Origin of the sequence: Novosphingobium meiothermophilum, assembly GCF_003171715.1 — a bacterium.
GTDB classification, from domain to species: domain Bacteria; phylum Pseudomonadota; class Alphaproteobacteria; order Sphingomonadales; family Sphingomonadaceae; genus Novosphingobium; species Novosphingobium meiothermophilum.
On sequence record NZ_QGHL01000020.1, the window covers coordinates 151,000 to 168,909 of the forward strand.

A 17,910-nucleotide genomic window follows, 5' to 3' on the forward strand; every position below is an offset into this window, starting at 1 on the left:
CCGGGGTTTTTGATTTCCCGTGGGTGCGCCCACTCCGAAGGATTGCCCGAAGATGTCCCGTCGCCGCCAGATCTACGAAGGCAAGGCCAAGATCCTTTACGAGGGCCCCGAACCGGGCACCCTGATCCAGTATTTCAAGGATGACGCCACCGCGTTTAACGCGCAGAAGCGCGGCACGATCAACGGCAAGGGCGTCATCAACAATCGCATCAGCGAATACGTGTTCACGCGCCTTGCCCATATCGGCATCCCCACGCACTTCATCCGCCGCCTGAACATGCGCGAACAGCTCGTGCGACAGGCCGAGATCATCCCGATCGAAGTGGTGGTGCGCAATATCGCCGCAGGGTCCATTTCCAAGCGCCTTGGCATTCCCGAAGGCGAACCCTTGCCCCACACGCTGATCGAATACTATTACAAGGACGATGCGCTGGGCGATCCGATGATTGCAGAAGAGCACATCGCATGCTTCGGATGGGCTTCGAACGAGGAAATGCAGGACATCTCCTCGATGGCTATCCGCGTGAACGATTTCCTGTGCGGCATGTTCGCGGCGATCAACATCAGCCTTGTCGATTTCAAGCTTGAGTTCGGCCGCATCTGGGACGGCGATTACAGCCGCGTGATCCTGGCCGACGAGATCAGCCCCGATGGCTGCCGCCTCTGGGACATGACCACGGGCGAGAAGCTCGACAAGGACCGCTTCCGCCGCGATCTGGGCGGTGAAGAGGAAGCCTATCAGGAAGTCGCGCGCCGTCTCGGCCTGCTTGAGAACGACGGCGGTCCCAGCGAAGTCTTCGACCTTGGTGCCCACCGCAAACTGCGCGGCAAGAAGTAGCCAGCCCGAACGCAGACTTCAGCCGCTTTTGGCCGAGCCTGAACAAGCCTCCTTCCCCGCCGGAAGGGGGCTTTCTCATGACCGCAGCCTTTCTGCGGCCATGCGAGACGCCGAAATCCTGCGGTGTCCAACAGCACGAAAAAGGGCCGGATCGCGCCGGCCCTTTCCCTTCAGGTTTGAACGTGCCGGTTCCGGTCAGAAGCCGGAGCCGGGCCCGTAGGTGATTTCCACCCGGCGGTTCTGAGGTTCGCGCACGCCATCGGCGGTGGGCACGCGCGGATTGGTTTCACCAACACCCGAAGCCGAAATCGCCGATCCGTCCACACCCTTGCTTTCAAGGTATCCGCGCACCGTCACGGCGCGGCGTTCCGAGAGGCCCTGATTGTACTTGGCCCCGCCCGACTTGTCGGCATGGCCAACCACCATCACCGGCACCTTGGCGCAGTTGCCATAGGCGGTCACCGCATTGTCCAGAACCGTCGCAGCCTCAGGCGTAATGGCCGTGCTGTCCCAATCGAAGAACACGATATACGGACCCTTGTTGCAAACCGGTGCCGGAGCAGGCGGCGGCGGGGGCGGCGGAGGCGTTTCAGCCGGCGGCGGAGGCGGCGGAGGCGGAGGCGGCGGAGGCACCGCTGCCGAGCCGCCAAACCGGACCACCAGACTGCCGAAGAACGCATTGTCCTTCAGATCGCTGGCAAAGCGGCCCTGATACCCGATCCGCCCGGTTACCCGGTCGGAGAAGGCCCCGGCCAGGCTGAACCCGGCCATTACCGAGTCGCGCTTGGTAACGGGCGAGCGCGTGGTGAACAGACCGCCCGCCGGACCATCGGCAAACCGCTGGGTCGTGGTGAAGAACCCGTCGCCACTGTCGTTGCGATAGGCCACCTTCGCTTCGGGAATGATGCCCCCGAAGTTTCCGGCCCACTTCAGACCCGCCATCAGCGCGGTATTGCTTTCGGTCTGATCGGCGAACTGGAGATTGGCCCCCGGCACACCCGTTTCGGTAAAGCCCTTCAGCTTCACGCTGGTGTGTTCGGCCGCGGCAAACGGGGTCAGCCAAGTCTGGCCCAGCGGCACCCGCACACCGGCCTCGCCATAGAACGAGGTGACGGCGAAGTCGGACTTGCCAGTGATCAGGCCGGCGGTGGACAGCACCGCAACCGACCGACGGCTGTTGCCGCCGAGATCGGAATAGCTGCCGTTTGCGCGCAGATAGAAGTTGCCATTGTCAAATCCGGCCAACGCACCGATCTGATAGCCGTCGGCCGAAATCCGGCCCTGATTGCGGTCGAAGTCCGCCGAATATTTGCGGTAGCCCCCGAACGCACCGATGGTGAAGCCGCCGGTCGTGTAGTCCAGCCCCATCAGAGCAAAGGTGCCGTCGCCTTCGAAGCCCGGCGCGTTCACGTCGGTATCGATCCTCGCATCGTTGTAGCCACCCAGCGCCCAGAGACGGAAACCGCCTTCCCGGTTCCGGCAACCATCGACCCCTTCGCGGCTGATCGCGCAGTCAAGCTGATCGGACACCAGGGTGGACACCTGCAGCGCATTGTTGCGCAGGCCGTGCATGTATCCGGCATACTGATCGCCCGAAAGCTGCGTCAGTGCCCCCGCATAGGTTGCCGGGGTTTGCAGGAACAGGTTGGCCAGAAGCGTTCCGAACGGGCCAGTCTGGTTCGGGCTGTAAACAGCCTCGATCCCGCCGCCGGTTGCGGCCTGGTTGAAGGTCAGGCCGGGCACGGCATCGAAGGCCACCCGGTTGACCCGCAGGTCCACATTGTTCAGCGCATCATAGGTGACAACCGGCGTCAGCAGCGCCGAACCCGTGCTCGTCACCACGCTGGAGAACGTGCCGTTGCGGGTGGCGGCATCGATGATGTCGTTGAACACGTAGCTGTTGGCGTAGAGCCCGTTGGGCGGCGACAGGCCAACAACCAGCGTTCCGGCGAGGTTCGCAGTATTGGCGTTGATATAGGGATATGCTGCCTGTGCTGCCGTGGCGCTGTTGCTCGTCACCAGTTGCATCGACAGCGTGCTGCCGGAAGCCATGGTGAAGGTGTTCACGTTGACCGCTGCCGGTCCTTCGTAGTTCGGGTTGTTGTTGGGCTGGTTGACCAGCAACAGCGTTGCGCCATTGGCAACCGTCATGGTGCCGACGAGCGGCCCGACCGGCCCGGCCGCCAGAGTGCCGATGCCGCTGCTGATGACCTCTTCCTCGACAAACGGATTGACGATGCCGTCCAGCGTCGTCGTGCCGCTGGCAATCGTGATCGTGTCGGCAGCGGCAAGCTTGATGTTGCCATAGACCGAACTTGCACCCTGGAAGCGGATGTCCACGGGATTGGGGGCCGCCGAAGTATCGATGGCCGTGCCGCGCCGGAAGGTGGTTCCGCCATTCACGCTCTGCCGGGCAATGATCGTGCCGCCGTTGTTCACGATGGTCATGCGATCATTTGCACCGGGCACGATCGGCGAGATTGCGAAATCGGTCACGAGAATGCCGGTTGCGCGCGAAGTGCCGCCGTTCGTCACCGCTGTGGCGCGGATCGTTCCGGTATTGGTGAACGTGGTCGTGTTCACGGCCGATTCAAAGTGCACGCCAACTGCATTGGCTTCGGCATTCGGACCTTCGGCAGGAGGCGCGCCGGTTGCCGTTGCGGTCACTGCCAGCGTTCCGCTGTTCGCCACGGTGCCGCTGATGCGATTGGTCCATGTCGCCCAAGGGTCATCCGGCTCTTCTGCTGTTGCCTCGAACAGCGTCGGCTCTTCGCCGCCGCCATGGCCACCACCGCCGCCGCCATGGCCACCGCCGCCGCCGCCATGGCCACCGCCGCCTTCTTCCTCTGCCGGCAAGGTGGTCGGATCGATATTGGCAAACAGCGCCATACCCTTTGCCGCGGCGCTGGCAGAGCCGCTGCTTCCCGCAGTGGCGTTGACGGTAAATGTGCCACCGTTGGTTACGTTGAGCGCCAGAGGCTCGCTAACTACCTGATACCCCAAGGCATTGGCCGAAGAAGAAGCGCCCGTTCCGCCTGAAGCAGTTGACGTTGCCGACGTGGTGAAGCTGCCGCCATTGGCAAAACTGGCGTTGAAGCCGCCGATGGAAACGCCCGTCTGACGGACGCCCTCGGCTGCGGCTGCGGCACTGGCCGAGCCGCCGGTGGCAGAAGCCGTGGAACCGGCAGTGAATGTGCCTGCATTGCTGAAGGCCACATTCGAAACGCCAATGATCTCGCCGTTCTGCAGAACCGCTGCGCCCAGTTGCGACGAAGCACTGCTGGCGCCCACCGCAGTGCTGGTGGCCGCCGTCGAAACGGTGATCGTGCCAGTAGCTGCATTTGAGATCGTCGCAGTGCCCACCCGGCCTACGAACGATTCGGGGCCACCTGCTTCCACGATCTGACGAATGGTCCCGTTCGAGATCGTGCTCGCGCCGGCGCTGCCTTCCGCACCGGTCGACGTCGCCCGCGATGTGAAGGAGGCGCTGATCGTGCCGGCGTTGGAAAGGGTGGCATTGGCCGTGCCCGCGTCGGCGCCGCTCGCCTGCGCCTGGATCAGGAACACCGACCCCTTGCTGTCCTCGGCGGTGGAGAAACCATCGCCGCCCAGCGCGGTGGCGCTGGCATTGCCAAGAGCCAGAGAAGAGGCGCTCGATCCGACAGAAATGCTTGCACCCGCATTGTTGGTCAGCGAAGCGTTGCCAACGTCCACACCTGTGCCATTAACGGCGCTGCGGATGTGGAACAGACCGTGCTCGCCTCCACCTGCACTTGCAGTGGCTTCTGCATCCAGCGCGGTCGATGTGCTGTTGGCAGAAGATGAAGCGGTGATCGTGCCACTGTTGGTCAGGCTGGAATTGGCAGTGACATTGCCGCTCCCATTACCCTGCGCACGAATGAACACGGCCTCTTCCAACTCGGCAGTTGCACTGGCTGAATCGGTGGCGCGGGCCGAAGCGCCAGACGTGAAAACGAAGGTTCCGCTGTTGGTGTGGCTGACGGTCGTGGTTCCCGTCTTGTTGCCTTCAATCACCGCTTCCTGATGCACCCCGCCGATCGCAGAGGACGTGGCCCGCGCACCAAGTGCATTGCCCTCACCCGGCCCGGTGGCGCCGACTGCGCTGGCAACAGCTTGAGTCGACACTGCGCCAGAGTTGGAATAAGTGCCCGAAACCGCAGTGTAAGGCCCCGCGATGTTCTGGTTGATGCCGTCCGTCAGCGAGGCATTCGCGATGGCTTGCGCGTCGGCGTTGGTTGCCGTTGCACTCGCACGGATGGTCGTGCTGCCATTATTGAGCAACGAGGCGCTACCTGTTGTCGCACCACCTTCTTCACCTTGCACCAGCTGCTCGATCGTTCCCGTAGGAACGTCAGCTACGGTGGCGCTCGCGGCAGGCGATCCGGTGCTGGTCACGCCAGTTGCCAGCGGCGCTTCGCCGGGGATGGTGGCAGAAGCCGGGAGGCTGAGACCGGGAACCGTCACAGTGGTCATCTGCGCCACTGCCGGCATCGCGACACACAGAGCAGTAAGCGAAGCCCCCATCACGATCTGCTTGCGGTATTGCCTTTTTCTCATCGCTTTCCTCCTGTTACAACCTTCAAAGCCACCAAACTCACCATGCGCCCGGCCCAGCCGGACGTGCCGAAGCGACCGCGAAACCTTGCGGCTCACGCTGACCTGCCATTCCTCTGCGATTGAACGGGGCGTCGGACCTCAGTCCGACAGAACAGTTGCCGGGATGGACCGGCTCGCCAAATATCGGGCTGTGCACGGTGTCCGATGCCTTGGATGACATTGGCCGACCGGTGCGAGCCATCTTACGCGCGCCTCTCCGAGACAGCGCAGCTCAGGAACTTTCGATAGGCAAAGCAGCTTGCTCCGCTGCGCTTGCGAGAAATCGCCAACGTCAACCCTCCCATCCAGGCGACCGTTTGTGTTGGTTTGTTTTTACTAACATATTCTCGGTCCGGTTTGACAGCAATCAAATTTGATCAAAAAAGTCTGCGGCTGCCCGCATTTCTGACCGGGGTTGAACTCGGATAATTATATTTAATAATTTCAATATATTAAGATAATGAAGATAGCGCAGTCGGCCACCCGCCATCCAGAATGGCGAGATCGGATCGTTGCTCCCGTGAAATCCTTGTATTGCGCGACCCGATCAAAAGATTGCCAAAGGTTAAGCGTGCACCGGCAGAGCTCGCACAATCTCGAATCGCACAGCGGCAAATGACACGGCGCAATTCCTTGACCGGGGCATGACTACGTGCGCCTCGTCACATTCTCTGTCACAAACTGATCCCGTGCATTTTACGTTGGCCAAAATGCCCATCCGGCAAACTGGGAATCAATGTGCTCGTGATACGCCATGCGTCACCGGACATTGCGCGAGGCAAACACGGAGCGTTCGCCGCCAATGCCGTTATCTGGATCAGGAACAGGCTTGGCCATATCAGTGGGCAAAATCAGCCCTCCCGAAGTCACGTCCTTTGGCAGGAAGCCGATGATTTTCCTTGGGAAAGCACCTTAAAGAAGGTGGTGCCGCTTACGTGACTCGAACACGTGACCCCATCATTACGAATGATGTGCTCTACCGACTGAGCTAAAGCGGCACGCCCTGTGGGCAGGGGCGGCGTTTAGCCAGCGCAGGGGGGCTACGCAAGGGTTTTTCGTCCTGATCTGTTCACGCTGGTTCTGGGCCCACTGTCCCAGCACCGTATCCGGCCGCCATCCCCTCGCTCCATTCGCGCACGGCTTGCACCATGGCCCCTGCCACAAGCTCAAGATCGGCGTCGCAGATGCTCAGGGGGGGCGTGGTGTAGAGAATATCCCTGAAGGGGCGCAGCCAAACGCCCCGATTGATGCAGGCGGCCGAAAGCTGGTCGGCGGGAGCGGTTCGATCAAGCTGGATTACGCCGATCGCACCGCGCACGCGCACGTCCTTCACGCCTGCCATCTCTCTGGCTGGGGCCAGAAGCTGTCCCAGTCGCTCACCGATATGCCGCGCCTGTGCAAGCCGTGGCTCGCGCTCGAACAGATCAAGCGAGGCATTGGCCGCCGCACACCCCAGGGCATTGCCCATGTATGTTGGCCCGTGCATCAACGCGTGCAGGGGATCATCCGACAGAAATCCTTGGTGGATGCGCGCGCTGGCAATGGTTGCAGCAAGGGGCAGCGTGCCCCCGGTAAGCGCCTTGGACAGCGTGACGATGTCTGGCTGCACCCCGGCGATCTCGCAGGCGAACATCGCATCGCCCAGCCGCCCCAGCCCGACGAATATCTCATCGAAAATCAGCAGCAGGTCATGCGCATCGGCCAGTCTGCGCAGGGCTTGCAGGGTGAAAGCATCGTGGAACACCATCCCGCCAGCCCCCTGCACAAGCGGCTCGACCACGATCCCGGCAAGATCACGCCCGCACCGTTCAAGCATTTCGCCCAGCCGGGCTTCGCCTTCGGCATCGCGCGGCAGATCGACCACAACCTGTTCCAGCAGCGCGCCGCTGAACAGGCTGTGCATCCCCTCATCCGGATCGCAGACACTCATCGTGGCAAACGTGTCCCCGTGATAGCCGCCGCGAAAGCACAGGAACTTGACCCGGCGTTGCCCCCGGTTGAGCCAGAACTGCGCGGCCATTTTCATCGCCACTTCCACCGCGACCGATCCCGAATCACTGAAGAACACGTGGTCAAGATCACCCGGAAGAAGGTCTGCCAGGCGCCGGGCGAGCACGTAGGCCTGTTCGTGGGCAAGCCCGCCGAGCATCACATGCGGCAGCGTTTCAAGCTGGCGCTGCACCGCCTGTTCAATGTGCGGGTGACGATAGCCATGCACGCAGGCCCACCAGCTTGAGATCCCATCGACAAGCTCGCGCCCGTCGGCCAGACGCAGCCGTGCGCCTTGCGCGGACACCACTGGCAGCGGCGCACGCGCTGTCTTCATCTGGGTATAGGGCAGCCAGACATGTCCGCGCCCTGCGCTGAACCATTCGGGAAGTTCGCTCATGGCAATGCCCTGACCTTCCTTCTGCCGGCAATCAAGCCTTCTCGCATCCGCGAAAGGACCACTGGCCTGCATTCTCCCACGAACTGCCCCGATAGCGATGAACCGCCAGACCGGTGAAGACGAAGCGGCGCGGTTCCAGCCAGCCAGACAGATACTTCTGCAAGGCACGCGCTGCATTGCGAGAGACCTTGTTCTGCACAGTGATGTGCAGGCGCGGTTCGGCCATGTCCTGTGCGGTCAGCATCCCGTGAAGGTGTTCTGCCATCCGGGCGCGCAGCGCCATCATGCCGGGACTGGTGATGGCAAGCGCAGTTCCGGTGCCAAGGTCCATGATGCCATCCAGATAGGCGGCGACTGGCGCATAAGAGCCTCCCATCCCGGCAAGCATGGCGCACACTTCATCGCGCATCGTCGGTCTCAAGGCGTGAAACAGCGTGACGTGGGCCTGCACCCGGTTCCGCTCAGGCGGATAGTGCGCGACACGCAAGGCATCTGCCCAGCGCTGCATGTCACCGGGCAACTCTGCCGTTACGATAAGTGGGTATAGGGCTGCATCCATCGCTGACCGTCAACCTTCAACAGGCCGAGCAAAGCGTGCGACCAGCGCAGACTTTGAGCGAAGGAAGGGTGGGAACACTCGGCAAAGCCTTGCTCAGCCAGCAACGCAGCAGACCTGCATTTCCAGCCAACCCGGCACAGCCGCAATGTTCCCAGGAAATCAGGGGTGAGACAAACCCACCCCAGTGCCTTCCTCCGTCTAACTTACGTAATTATGCCTAAATTGAAAGAAAGTTCTTACCGTTTCGGACAGTTTGTGCAGTGCACCGAAATCACAGCTCACCGCGCGCCTTGCGCAAGGCGAACCACTTGGCAACATTGGCATTATGTTCCTGCAGCGTGCTGGCAAAGACATGCCCTCCGGTGCCGTCGGCCACCATGAAAAGAGCATCCGTTTCGGCGGGATCAAGCACGGCAGCGATGGAATCCCGGCCCGGATTGGTGATCGGCCCCTTCGGCAATCCTACCATCGTATAAGTGTTGTAGCCGTTCACCGCCTGAATTTCGGACTGGCGAATGCGCCGACCAAGCGGTTTTCCTTTGGTGATCGGGTAGATGATCGTGGGATCGGCCTGCAACAGCATGCCCTTGCGCACCCGGTTTGAATAAAGCCCGGCCACCATCCGCCGTTCTTCCGGCTTGCCTGTTTCCTTTTCGACGATCGAGGCAAGGATGATGGCTTCCTGCGGCGTCTTGGCGACCGTTCTGGAAGACCGCTTTGCCCACAGTTCGGCGAGCGTCCGGTCCATGGCTGCCTGCATCCGCTTCAGCACCGCGGCGCGGGTCTCGCCTTTCTGCCAATCATAGCTGTCGGGCAGGACACTGCCTTCTTCCGGCACGTCCACGGGGCCGACAAGATCGGCATTGGCCAACAGCCGTTCGGCAACCATGATCGAAGGCATCCCTTCCGGAATGGTCAGAAGACGCCGGATAACCTTGTCGCCCTTGAGAATCTCAAGGATCGTCGCCTCGCTCGCGCGTTTGGGGATGAGGAAGGAGCCTGCCTTGACCTCGCCGCTGCCGCCCAGCAGCCGCGCACGAAGCCGGAACATGCCTGCCGAGGTAATCGCGCCTTGTGCCTCAAGATCATCAGCCAGTGCGGCAAGGCCTTCGCCTTTGCCTACGTCGAACTCGATCTGCTCGTCGAGCGGGCCTGAAAGATACCACCCTGCAACAAACCAGCAGAGCACACCGAAAACCAGCGCTGCCGCTGCGATCAGCGGCGCGCGGAAGGAGCGGCGGCGAACCATCGGGGTGCCCTCAGTCTTCGAGGGCCTTGACGATCACGCTGGCATTGGTTCCGCCGAACCCGAAGGAATTGTTCAGCGCCGCCCGCACCCGGCGGGGCTTGGCCGTGAGCGGCACCAGATCGACGCCTTCGGTGCCTTCATCGGGATTGTGCAGGTTGAGTGTTGGCGGGACAATCTGATCGCGGATGGCGAGGATGCAGAAGATGGTTTCCACTGCCCCGGCCCCTCCCAGAAGATGGCCGATGGCGGACTTGGTGCTGCTCATCGAGGCGCCACCAAGATCATCGCCCAGAACCCGCTTCACTGCCGCCAGTTCGATGGTGTCTGCCATGGTCGAAGTTCCATGCGCATTCACGTAATCGATATCGCCCGCAGCCAGTCCGGCCTTGCGCAAGGCCATGCGCATGGCCAGTTCCGCGCCCTTGCCTTCGGGGTGCGGTGCGGTGACGTGATAGGCGTCGCCCGAAAGGCCATAGCCGACCACTTCGGCATAGATTTTCGCGCCGCGCGCCTTGGCGTGTTCATATTCCTCTAGCACGACAACGCCCGCGCCTTCCCCCATGACAAAACCATCGCGATCCCTGTCATAGGGGCGGCTCGCCTCGGTGGGGCGGTCGTTGTAGCTGCAATTGAGCGCACGGGCCTGTGCAAAGCCGGCAACGCCCAGCGGGTTGATCGTGCTTTCCGCACCGCCCGCCAGCATCACGTCGGCATCGCCGTCCTTGATCATGCGCGCCGCATCGCCAATCGAGTGCGCACCGGTGGAACAAGCCGTCACGACCGCATGGTTCGGTCCCATCAGGCCATACTTGATCGAAACCTGCCCGGAGATCAGGTTGATGAGCCGCCCGTGCACGAAGTGCGGGCTGACGCGGCCCGGCCCCTTCTCGTGCAGGACAATCGATTCGCTCTCTATCCCCGGCAGACCGCCGATCCCCGAACCGATCGAACAACCGGTCCGCAGCTTGAGATCGTCGTCCATATCGGCAAGCCCGGCATCTTCCAGAGCCTGCCCGGCAGCATCGATACCATAGATGATAAAAGGATCGACCTGGCGTTGGATCTTGTGATCCACGCGCTTGCCCGGATCAAATCCGTATTCGTGGTCAGCGGGCTTCACCTCGCAGGCGATCTTGCACTTCTGGTCGGTAACGTCGAAGCGCGTGATCGGGCCTGCGCCGCTCTTGCCCGCCAGCAGGTTCTTCCAAACGGTTTCCACGTCCGCACCGAGCGGGGTGACAAGGCCAAGTCCGGTAACAACGACACGACGCATTGAAATCTCCGGGAAATATGCAAACAGGCCCAGCCCCTGATCGAGGGCTGAGCCTGCCGAAGTCCTCCCCTGCCGCCCGCGACGGGCAGCAGCCCTTCGACAAGCTCAGGGCAGCGGGGATATGGGCGATCAGCCCTTGTTTTCGTCGATGTACTTGATCGCGTCCGAGACGGTCGAGATCTTCTCGGCCGCATCGTCGGGAATCTCGACGCCGAACTCTTCTTCGAACGCCATGACCAGCTCGACGATATCGAGCGAGTCAGCGCCCAGATCGTCAATGAAGCTGGCCTCTTCGGTGACCTTGTCAGCCTCGACGCCGAGGTGCTCGACAACGATCTTCTTAACGCGGTCGGCGGTATCGCTCATGAAATGCCCCTTCGAAGGAAAGCGGTTGGTTATCTGTTCGGCTTTCGCCCTAATGAACGGAAAGCGGGCTGGCAAGGGGTGCGGTATGCTTCATCCCAATCGCCGCCCGGCCGCCGCTCAGCCCTTTGCCTGCTCCACCACGCGGATGTTCAATTCGCGCAGCTGCTTGAGAGATGCCGGAGATGGCGCCCCCATCAGCAGATCCTCGGCGCGCTGGTTCATCGGGAACAGCGTCACCTCGCGCAGGTTCTGGGCCCCGCAGATCAGCATGACGATGCGGTCCACGCCCGCCGCCATGCCCCCGTGCGGCGGCGCGCCATACTGGAAGGCACGGTAAAGACCGCCGAAGCGTTCTTCCACGTCAGCCTTCGAAAGACCGACGATCTCAAACGCCCTGACCATGGTTTCAGGCGACTGGTTGCGGATTGATCCGCTCGCGATCTCGTAGCCGTTGCACACAAGGTCGTACTGGAACGCCTTGATCGTCAGCGGATCCTGATTGTTCAGCGCCTCGATCCCGCCTTGCGGCATCGAGAACGGGTTGTGGCTGAACTCGACCTTCTTGTTCTCCTCATCCCATTCATAGAACGGGAAATCGACGATCCAGCAAAGCTCGAAGCGGTCCTGATCGATCAGACCGAGCTGGTCGGCCACGCGGGTGCGCGCAGCGCCCGCCAGCTTCGCCGCCTGCTCTTCCTTGCCCGCGGCAAAGAAGCAGCCGTCATCAGGGCCAAGGCCGAGCCGGTCGAACAGCGCGGCCATCCGGTCTGCGCCATGGTTCTTGGCAATGGGGCCGCCGAACTCGCCCCCCTTGCGCGTGACATAGCCAAGCCCGGCATGACCTTCCGAACGCGCCCAGTCGTTCATGTCGTCGAAGAACTTGCGGCTCTTGTCGGCTGTGCCCGGCGCCGGGATCAGGCGCACGACGCCGCCCGTGCCTACGATCTTCTCGAACAGGCCGAAACCGGACTGGGCAAACTCTTCCGAGACATCCGAAATGATGATCGGGTTACGCAGGTCCGGCTTGTCCGAGCCATACTTGAGCATGGCCTCGGCATAGGGAATGCGCGGAAAGCTGCCGATAGGCGTGACCTTGCGGGTCTTGCCATCTCTGGCGGCAAAGGCTTCGAACACACCGCCGATGACCGGCTCCATCGTCTCCCAGACCTCTTCCTGCGTGACGAAGCTCATTTCGAGGTCAAGCTGGTAGAACTCGCCCGGCAGACGGTCGGCACGCGGGTCTTCGTCGCGGAAGCACGGGGCGATCTGGAAGTAGCGATCAAAGCCCGCCACCATCAGCAGCTGCTTGTATTGCTGGGGCGCCTGCGGCAACGCATAGAACTTGCCCGGATGGATGCGACTGGGAACGAGGAAGTCGCGCGCGCCTTCGGGCGAGGAGGCCGTCAGGATCGGGGTGGAATATTCGGTAAAGCCAGCCGCTTCCATGCGTCGGCGCATGTCCGAAATGACCTTGGTGCGCGTGACGATGTTGGCGTGCAGCGTCTCGCGCCGCAGATCGAGGAACCGGTAGCGCAGGCGGATGTCTTCCGGATAGTCCTGCTCGCCTGCAACCGGCATCGGCAGTTCTTCTGCTGCCGAAAGCACGGTGGCGGCGCGGGCAAAAACCTCGATCTCGCCGGTTGCCAGATTGGGGTTCACGGTCCCTTCGGAGCGGGCCTTCACCTCGCCATCGATGGTCACGACCGATTCCACGCGCAGCGATTCCAGGATCGGCAGGGCCGGGCTGTCGGCATCAGCCACGATCTGGGTCATGCCGTAGTGATCGCGCAGGTCAACGAACAGCACGCCGCCATGGTCGCGCTTGCGGTGCACCCAGCCTGAAAGGCGGACGGCCTGCCCGACATCACCGCGCGAAAGGGCGCCGCAGGTATGGGAACGGTAAAGGTGCATCGAAACTCTTTCCAATCGGTCTGCAATCGGGCAGGGGGGAATGCGCGGCTAACAGGCGATGGCCGCGCATTTGTCAAGCCGCGCCCCCACGCTGGAGGGAAGCGGTCAAGCCGAAGCCTCCGGCAGGGGGCACCACCGGGCCGCTTTCCACAGCGCGCCATACAGAAAAGACCGATGAAGATACATCCCCTCATCACCACGACCGATGCTCTGGCTGACCTGTGCGAACGTCTGGCCAAGGCCGATTTCATAACGGTCGATACCGAGTTCATGCGCGAGAACACCTACTGGCCCGAACTGTGCCTGGTGCAGATCGCAGACGACAAGGAGGCCGCCGCGATCGATCCGCTGGCTCCCGGTCTCGACATGTCGCCCCTGCTCGACCTGCTCGTCGACAACGAGGACGTGCTCAAGGTCTTTCATGCTGGCGGGCAGGACGTGGAGATCATCTACAACCTCACCGGCAAGACGCCGCACCCGATCTTCGACACGCAGATTGCCATGATGGCCATCAGCCAGTCGGAACAGATCGGTTATTCCAACCTCGTCGAAAGCTGGCTTGGCCTGACGATCGACAAAGGCGCGCGCTTTACCGACTGGTCACGCCGCCCGCTCACCGAACGCCAGATCGAATATGCCATCGGCGATGTCACTCACCTCGCGAAGATCTTTCCCAAGCTGCTCAAGCGCCTCATCAAGACCGGGCGTGGCGAATGGCTCGACATCGAGATGGAAAAGCTCGCCGATCCGGAAAACTACCGCACCGACATGGACACGGTGTGGCAGAAAATCCGCGCCCCAAGCCGCAATCCCGCTGTGCTCGGTCGGCTGAAAGCGCTGGCCGCCTGGCGCGAACGCGAAGCTATGGACAAGAACATCCCGCGCGGGCGCATCATGCGCGACGAAACACTGGCCGACATCGCGAGCCACCCTCCGCGCGATCAGGCCGATCTTGCCAAGGTGCGCGGCCTTTCCGCCGGATGGAAGGACAACGACATAGGCCGCCGCCTCATGCAGACGCTGGCCGATGCCACGCCTCTTTCAGAGGCGGAAATGCCGCCCAAGACACCGCGCGGCGCGCCTCTTGGCAAGGAAGGCGCGCTGGTGGCCGATCTGCTCAAGCTGCTGCTCAAGATACGTAGCCGCGAGATCGACATCGCCGCGCGCCTTCTGGCGCGCTCGGATGATCTGGAACTGCTGGCCGCGGGGCAGCGCAAGAACCTGCCCATCCTCGAAGGCTGGCGCTTCGAGCAGTTCGGCCGTGATGCGCTCGAACTGGTGGAAGGCAAGCTTGCCTTCGCGGTCGTGAACGGCAAACTCAAGATGGCCCATATCGACGATATCGGCGGCAGCGAAAGTGCCCCCGCCGTCGTCGTGCACGTCGACGAGTGAACCCATGACCACCTATCTGCCCACGCTCAAGCAGTTGCAGTATCTAGTCGCGCTGCATGAACATGGGCACTTCGGCCGCGCGGCCGATGCCTGCTACGTCTCGCAATCCACGCTTTCGGCGGGTCTGCGCGAACTGGAATCGCTGCTGGGCGTCACGCTGGTGGAACGCACGCGGCGCGTCGTGCGCTTCACGCCGCTGGGCAATCAGGTTGTTGCCAAAGCCCACCGCCTGCTGCGCGAGGCAGAGGAACTGTCCGAACTGGTGCAGAGCCATGGCGCGCCACTGGCGGGCGAACTGCGCATGAGCGTGATCCCCACGATCGCGCCGTTCCTGCTGCCGCGCATTCTGCCGCGCCTGCGCAAGGAGCGGCCGCAGCTCAAGCTTTTCCTGCGCGAGGAGCCAAGCGCCGCAGCCATCGAATCGCTCCACCACGGGCGCGCGGACTGCGTCCTGCTCGCCCTGCCCTTCGCCACCGGCGACGTGGAGACAGAGGTGCTGTTCCAGGACGATCTGTTCGTGGCGTTTCCCAAGGACGATCCGCGCGATCCTCCCGCCACGATCACCGCAAACCTGATCGACGAGAACCGCCTGCTTCTGCTGGAAGATGGCCACTGCCTGAAAGAGCACGCGCTTGCTGCCTGCAACCGCCCTGAACTGCGGGCAAGCGCCACGATGATAGGCACCTCGCTGCATACGCTTGTCCAGATGGTCGACAATGGACTGGGGCTGACGATGCTGCCCAAGATGGCGATCGATGCGGGCATTCTGCACGATACCCAGATCGTGGCCCGCCCGCTCAAGGCAGACCATGCCTGGCGCGATATTGCGCTGGTCTGGCGCCGCAACAGCCCCCGTTCGGCAGAGTTCAGGATGCTGGCGGAAGAACTGCGCGCGGGCTGATAGCGGTTCAATTGCCGAAGACGGACGACAAAGCGCGATGATCGGTCAGCCTGCCCGCGGTCAGTCCATATGCTTCAGGCCGACCCTCAGGTAATCCCAACCGGTGATGACCGTCAGCGCGGCCGCTGCCCATAGCGTTGTCAGGCCAACGGTATGGGGCACGTTCACCTCGATCCCCGCCACCGGCATGAGCCAGCCAGGCAGAGCCTTGCCGAGAATCAGGGCACCCAGCGCGATCATCTGGAAGGTGGTCTTCCATTTGGCGAGGCGGCTGACCGGCACGGAAACCCGGATGCCGCCAAGAAACTCGCGCAGTCCGGAAACGGCGATCTCCCGAAGCATGATGATGAGACCTGCAATCACGTGCATGTCGCCCACATAAGGGCCGTGGAGCACGCCTTGCGCCGTAAGAACAAGGATAACGGCCACAACCATGATCTTGTCGGCAATGGGATCGAGAAAGATGCCGAGCTTGCTGACAGTCCCCTGTGCGCGGGCCAGATAACCGTCGAAATAATCTGTGATGCCCATCAGGCAATAGACCGCGAAGGCCAGCCCATAACCCATACGCCATTGCGGCCACCACAGGAGAGCAGCCAGCAGGGGCACAGCAAGGATGCGGGAAAGCGTGAGCAGATTGGGCAGGGTCAGCATCGGCCCAAGGCATAGCGCGCAAATGCGGCAAACGGAATCGCAACATTGGCGCCATAGTGCCATGCCCGCCGAAACCTCTTGCCCAAGCCCGGCACCGGGCTAAGGGTGCTCCCGACAAGACGATGCTGGCCAAGGATACATGACAACATCGACGCATCTGGTGCGCACGCGCCGCTTCCTGCCGCTGTTCGTCACCCAGCTAATGGGGGCCTTCAACGACAATCTCTACAAGAACGCGATGGTGCTCTTCGCGGTTTACAGCGTTTACAGCTCCGAAGCCGAGGAGGCGCGCTTCTCGGCCATCGCCTCGGCCCTGTTCATTCTGCCCTTCTTCCTGCTTTCCGCGTTGGCAGGCCAGCTTGCCGACATGCGCGACAAGGCCCGGATCATCCGCATTGTCAAGGCGTGCGAAATCGGCATCATGCTAGTTGGCGGCGGAGGTCTGCTGATGGCATGGATGGGGCTGGAAGTGCAGGCCATCGCCATCCCGCTGATGCTGGCGGCCCTTCTGGCAATGGGCGTGCACTCCACCTTTTTCGGCCCCATCAAATACGCCATCCTGCCGCAGCACCTGCACGAGCACGAAGTGCTGGCTGGCACCGGTCTGGTCGAGGCCGGAACCTATATCGCGATTCTCGCCGGGACGATTCTTGCAGGCTGGATCCCGGTCGAACTGGCGGCAGTGGCTGTCGTTATGACTGCCGTGGCCGGATACATCGCTGGCCGACAGGTGCCCCCTGCACCGCCACTGATCGAGCGCCAGAAGATCGACTACAACGTGCTGACCTCCTCGCTGGCGCTGATTCGCAATACGATGCGCCATCGGCAGGTCTTCATGGCCATCGTGGCCATCAGCTTCTTCTGGACCGTGGGAACCGTTCTGTTCATCCAGTTTCCACCCCTGGCCAAGAACGTGCTCCACGCCAGCAAGGAAGTGGCCAGCCTTTTCCTCGTCATGTTCTCGGTCGGCATCGCGATCGGCTCGATGTCGATCAACGCACTGCTGAAAGGCACGGTTTCGGCGCGCTACTCGCCCGCTTCCGTGATCGTCATGGGGCTGTTCGTCGTCGCGTTCTATCTGGTATGCCGCGCCTGGCCAGACATGGATGGCCGCGCGCTGATGAACGTGGCCACCTTCATCGCGCAGCCACTGGCCATCCCCCTGCTGCTCACGCTGCTCGGCATTGCGGTGGCGGGCGGCATGTTCGTGGTGCCGCTCTATGCGTTTCTGACCACGGTGGTCGATAAGTCTGAAACCGCACGGACCATCGCGGCAAACAACATCGTGAACTCCGGCGCGATGGTCATGGGCGCGCTGATCGCTGCCAGTCTCAGCGGGCTTGGGGTAGCTCTGGCCGAACAGCTTCTGCTGGGAGCGGCCATGTGCGTCGTTTCAGCCTGGCTGGGCTGGCTGCTTTACCGCGCGGAAAAGGCCGCGGCGGTCTGAAGGTCAGGCAATGCCTGATCTTCAGGCAATGAATGCCATTACTGCCAGAAAGCAGGCGCAATAGGCCAGCAGGAACTCGCGGATGTCGCGCATGGAAATGCGCTTGAGATCGACCGGCGCGGAACGCACCTCCACCTCGCGCAGGCGCTCTTCCGCACGGCGCATGGCCGCCATCACTTCCGGCTCGAACCGCGGCAGTTCACGCAGTGCGTGGCGCGGCAGCGAGGCGCGAAACGGGTGGCGGGCGGTGCCGTAGGCCGCCCCGTTGAAGAGCGCTCCGGCGTGTCTGGCAAGCATCCTGTCCATGCCCGCCA

General features: G+C 62.4%; 13 protein-coding genes and 1 tRNA gene. 4 read left to right on the forward strand and 10 right to left on the reverse strand.

The window, feature by feature from the left end; genetic code table 11:
- Nucleotides 1-52 precede the first annotated feature (52 nt).
- The gene (purC, locus tag DKM43_RS15510) at nucleotides 53-838 is read left to right on the forward strand and encodes a phosphoribosylaminoimidazolesuccinocarboxamide synthase (RefSeq protein WP_109799403.1); all 786 of its coding nucleotides are present in this window, start codon (nucleotides 53-55) and stop codon (nucleotides 836-838) included.
- A 195-nt stretch (nucleotides 839-1,033) separates the two neighbouring features.
- Here purC and DKM43_RS16795 read toward each other — a convergent pair whose 3' ends face one another.
- The 8 genes from DKM43_RS16795 to aspS all read right to left on the reverse strand — a co-directional run bounded on the left by DKM43_RS16795 (nucleotide 1,034) and on the right by aspS (nucleotide 13,202).
- Nucleotides 1,034-5,416, reverse strand: a complete 4,383-nt coding sequence (locus DKM43_RS16795) for an autotransporter domain-containing protein (protein ID WP_407938512.1) — start codon at nucleotides 5,414-5,416, stop codon at nucleotides 1,034-1,036.
- Nucleotides 5,417-6,377: 961 nt separating this feature from the next.
- Nucleotides 6,378-6,453: transfer RNA gene (locus DKM43_RS15520), tRNA-Thr, on the reverse strand.
- A 71-nt stretch (nucleotides 6,454-6,524) separates the two neighbouring features.
- Complete coding sequence (locus DKM43_RS15525; protein WP_109799404.1) at nucleotides 6,525-7,844, reverse strand: adenosylmethionine--8-amino-7-oxononanoate transaminase; 1,320 nt, start codon at nucleotides 7,842-7,844, stop codon at nucleotides 6,525-6,527.
- 31 nt (nucleotides 7,845-7,875) lie between these two features.
- Nucleotides 7,876-8,352, reverse strand: a complete 477-nt coding sequence (locus DKM43_RS15530; RefSeq protein WP_236632625.1) for a 2'-5' RNA ligase family protein — start codon at nucleotides 8,350-8,352, stop codon at nucleotides 7,876-7,878.
- Nucleotides 8,353-8,674: 322 nt separating this feature from the next.
- A complete protein-coding gene (gene mltG, locus DKM43_RS15535; RefSeq protein WP_109799406.1) occupies nucleotides 8,675-9,652 on the reverse strand; it encodes an endolytic transglycosylase MltG in 978 nt (325 codons plus the stop codon).
- Between the two features lie 10 nt (nucleotides 9,653-9,662).
- Nucleotides 9,663-10,925 carry a beta-ketoacyl-ACP synthase II gene (gene fabF, locus DKM43_RS15540; protein WP_109799407.1) on the reverse strand — a complete coding sequence of 421 codons (1,263 nt, stop codon included), beginning with the start codon at nucleotides 10,923-10,925 and terminating at the stop codon, nucleotides 9,663-9,665.
- A 129-nt stretch (nucleotides 10,926-11,054) separates the two neighbouring features.
- Nucleotides 11,055-11,291, reverse strand: a complete 237-nt coding sequence (locus DKM43_RS15545) for an acyl carrier protein (RefSeq protein WP_011444997.1) — start codon at nucleotides 11,289-11,291, stop codon at nucleotides 11,055-11,057.
- A 117-nt stretch (nucleotides 11,292-11,408) separates the two neighbouring features.
- Nucleotides 11,409-13,202, reverse strand: coding sequence for an aspartate--tRNA ligase (gene aspS / locus DKM43_RS15550; RefSeq protein ID WP_109799408.1), 1,794 nt, complete (start codon nucleotides 13,200-13,202; stop codon nucleotides 11,409-11,411).
- Between the two features lie 174 nt (nucleotides 13,203-13,376).
- Between aspS and rnd the strand changes: the two genes are divergently transcribed.
- Both rnd and DKM43_RS15560 read left to right on the forward strand, forming a co-directional pair.
- On the forward strand, nucleotides 13,377-14,594 hold the full coding sequence (rnd, locus tag DKM43_RS15555) for a ribonuclease D (RefSeq protein WP_109799409.1): 1,218 nt from the start codon (nucleotides 13,377-13,379) through the stop codon (nucleotides 14,592-14,594).
- Nucleotides 14,595-14,598: 4 nt separating this feature from the next.
- Complete coding sequence (locus DKM43_RS15560) at nucleotides 14,599-15,495, forward strand: hydrogen peroxide-inducible genes activator (protein ID WP_109799410.1); 897 nt, start codon at nucleotides 14,599-14,601, stop codon at nucleotides 15,493-15,495.
- Between the two features lie 60 nt (nucleotides 15,496-15,555).
- Here the strand turns inward: DKM43_RS15560 and pgsA are convergent, their stop codons facing one another.
- On the reverse strand, nucleotides 15,556-16,149 hold the full coding sequence (gene pgsA, locus DKM43_RS15565; RefSeq protein ID WP_109799411.1) for a CDP-diacylglycerol--glycerol-3-phosphate 3-phosphatidyltransferase: 594 nt from the start codon (nucleotides 16,147-16,149) through the stop codon (nucleotides 15,556-15,558).
- Nucleotides 16,150-16,288: 139 nt separating this feature from the next.
- Between pgsA and DKM43_RS15570 the strand changes: the two genes are divergently transcribed.
- Complete coding sequence (locus tag DKM43_RS15570) at nucleotides 16,289-17,596, forward strand: MFS transporter (RefSeq protein WP_109799412.1); 1,308 nt, start codon at nucleotides 16,289-16,291, stop codon at nucleotides 17,594-17,596.
- Nucleotides 17,597-17,617: 21 nt separating this feature from the next.
- Here DKM43_RS15570 and DKM43_RS15575 read toward each other — a convergent pair whose 3' ends face one another.
- Nucleotides 17,618-17,902 carry a hypothetical protein gene (locus tag DKM43_RS15575; protein WP_109799413.1) on the reverse strand — a complete coding sequence of 95 codons (285 nt, stop codon included), beginning with the start codon at nucleotides 17,900-17,902 and terminating at the stop codon, nucleotides 17,618-17,620.
- Nucleotides 17,903-17,910 lie beyond the last annotated feature (8 nt).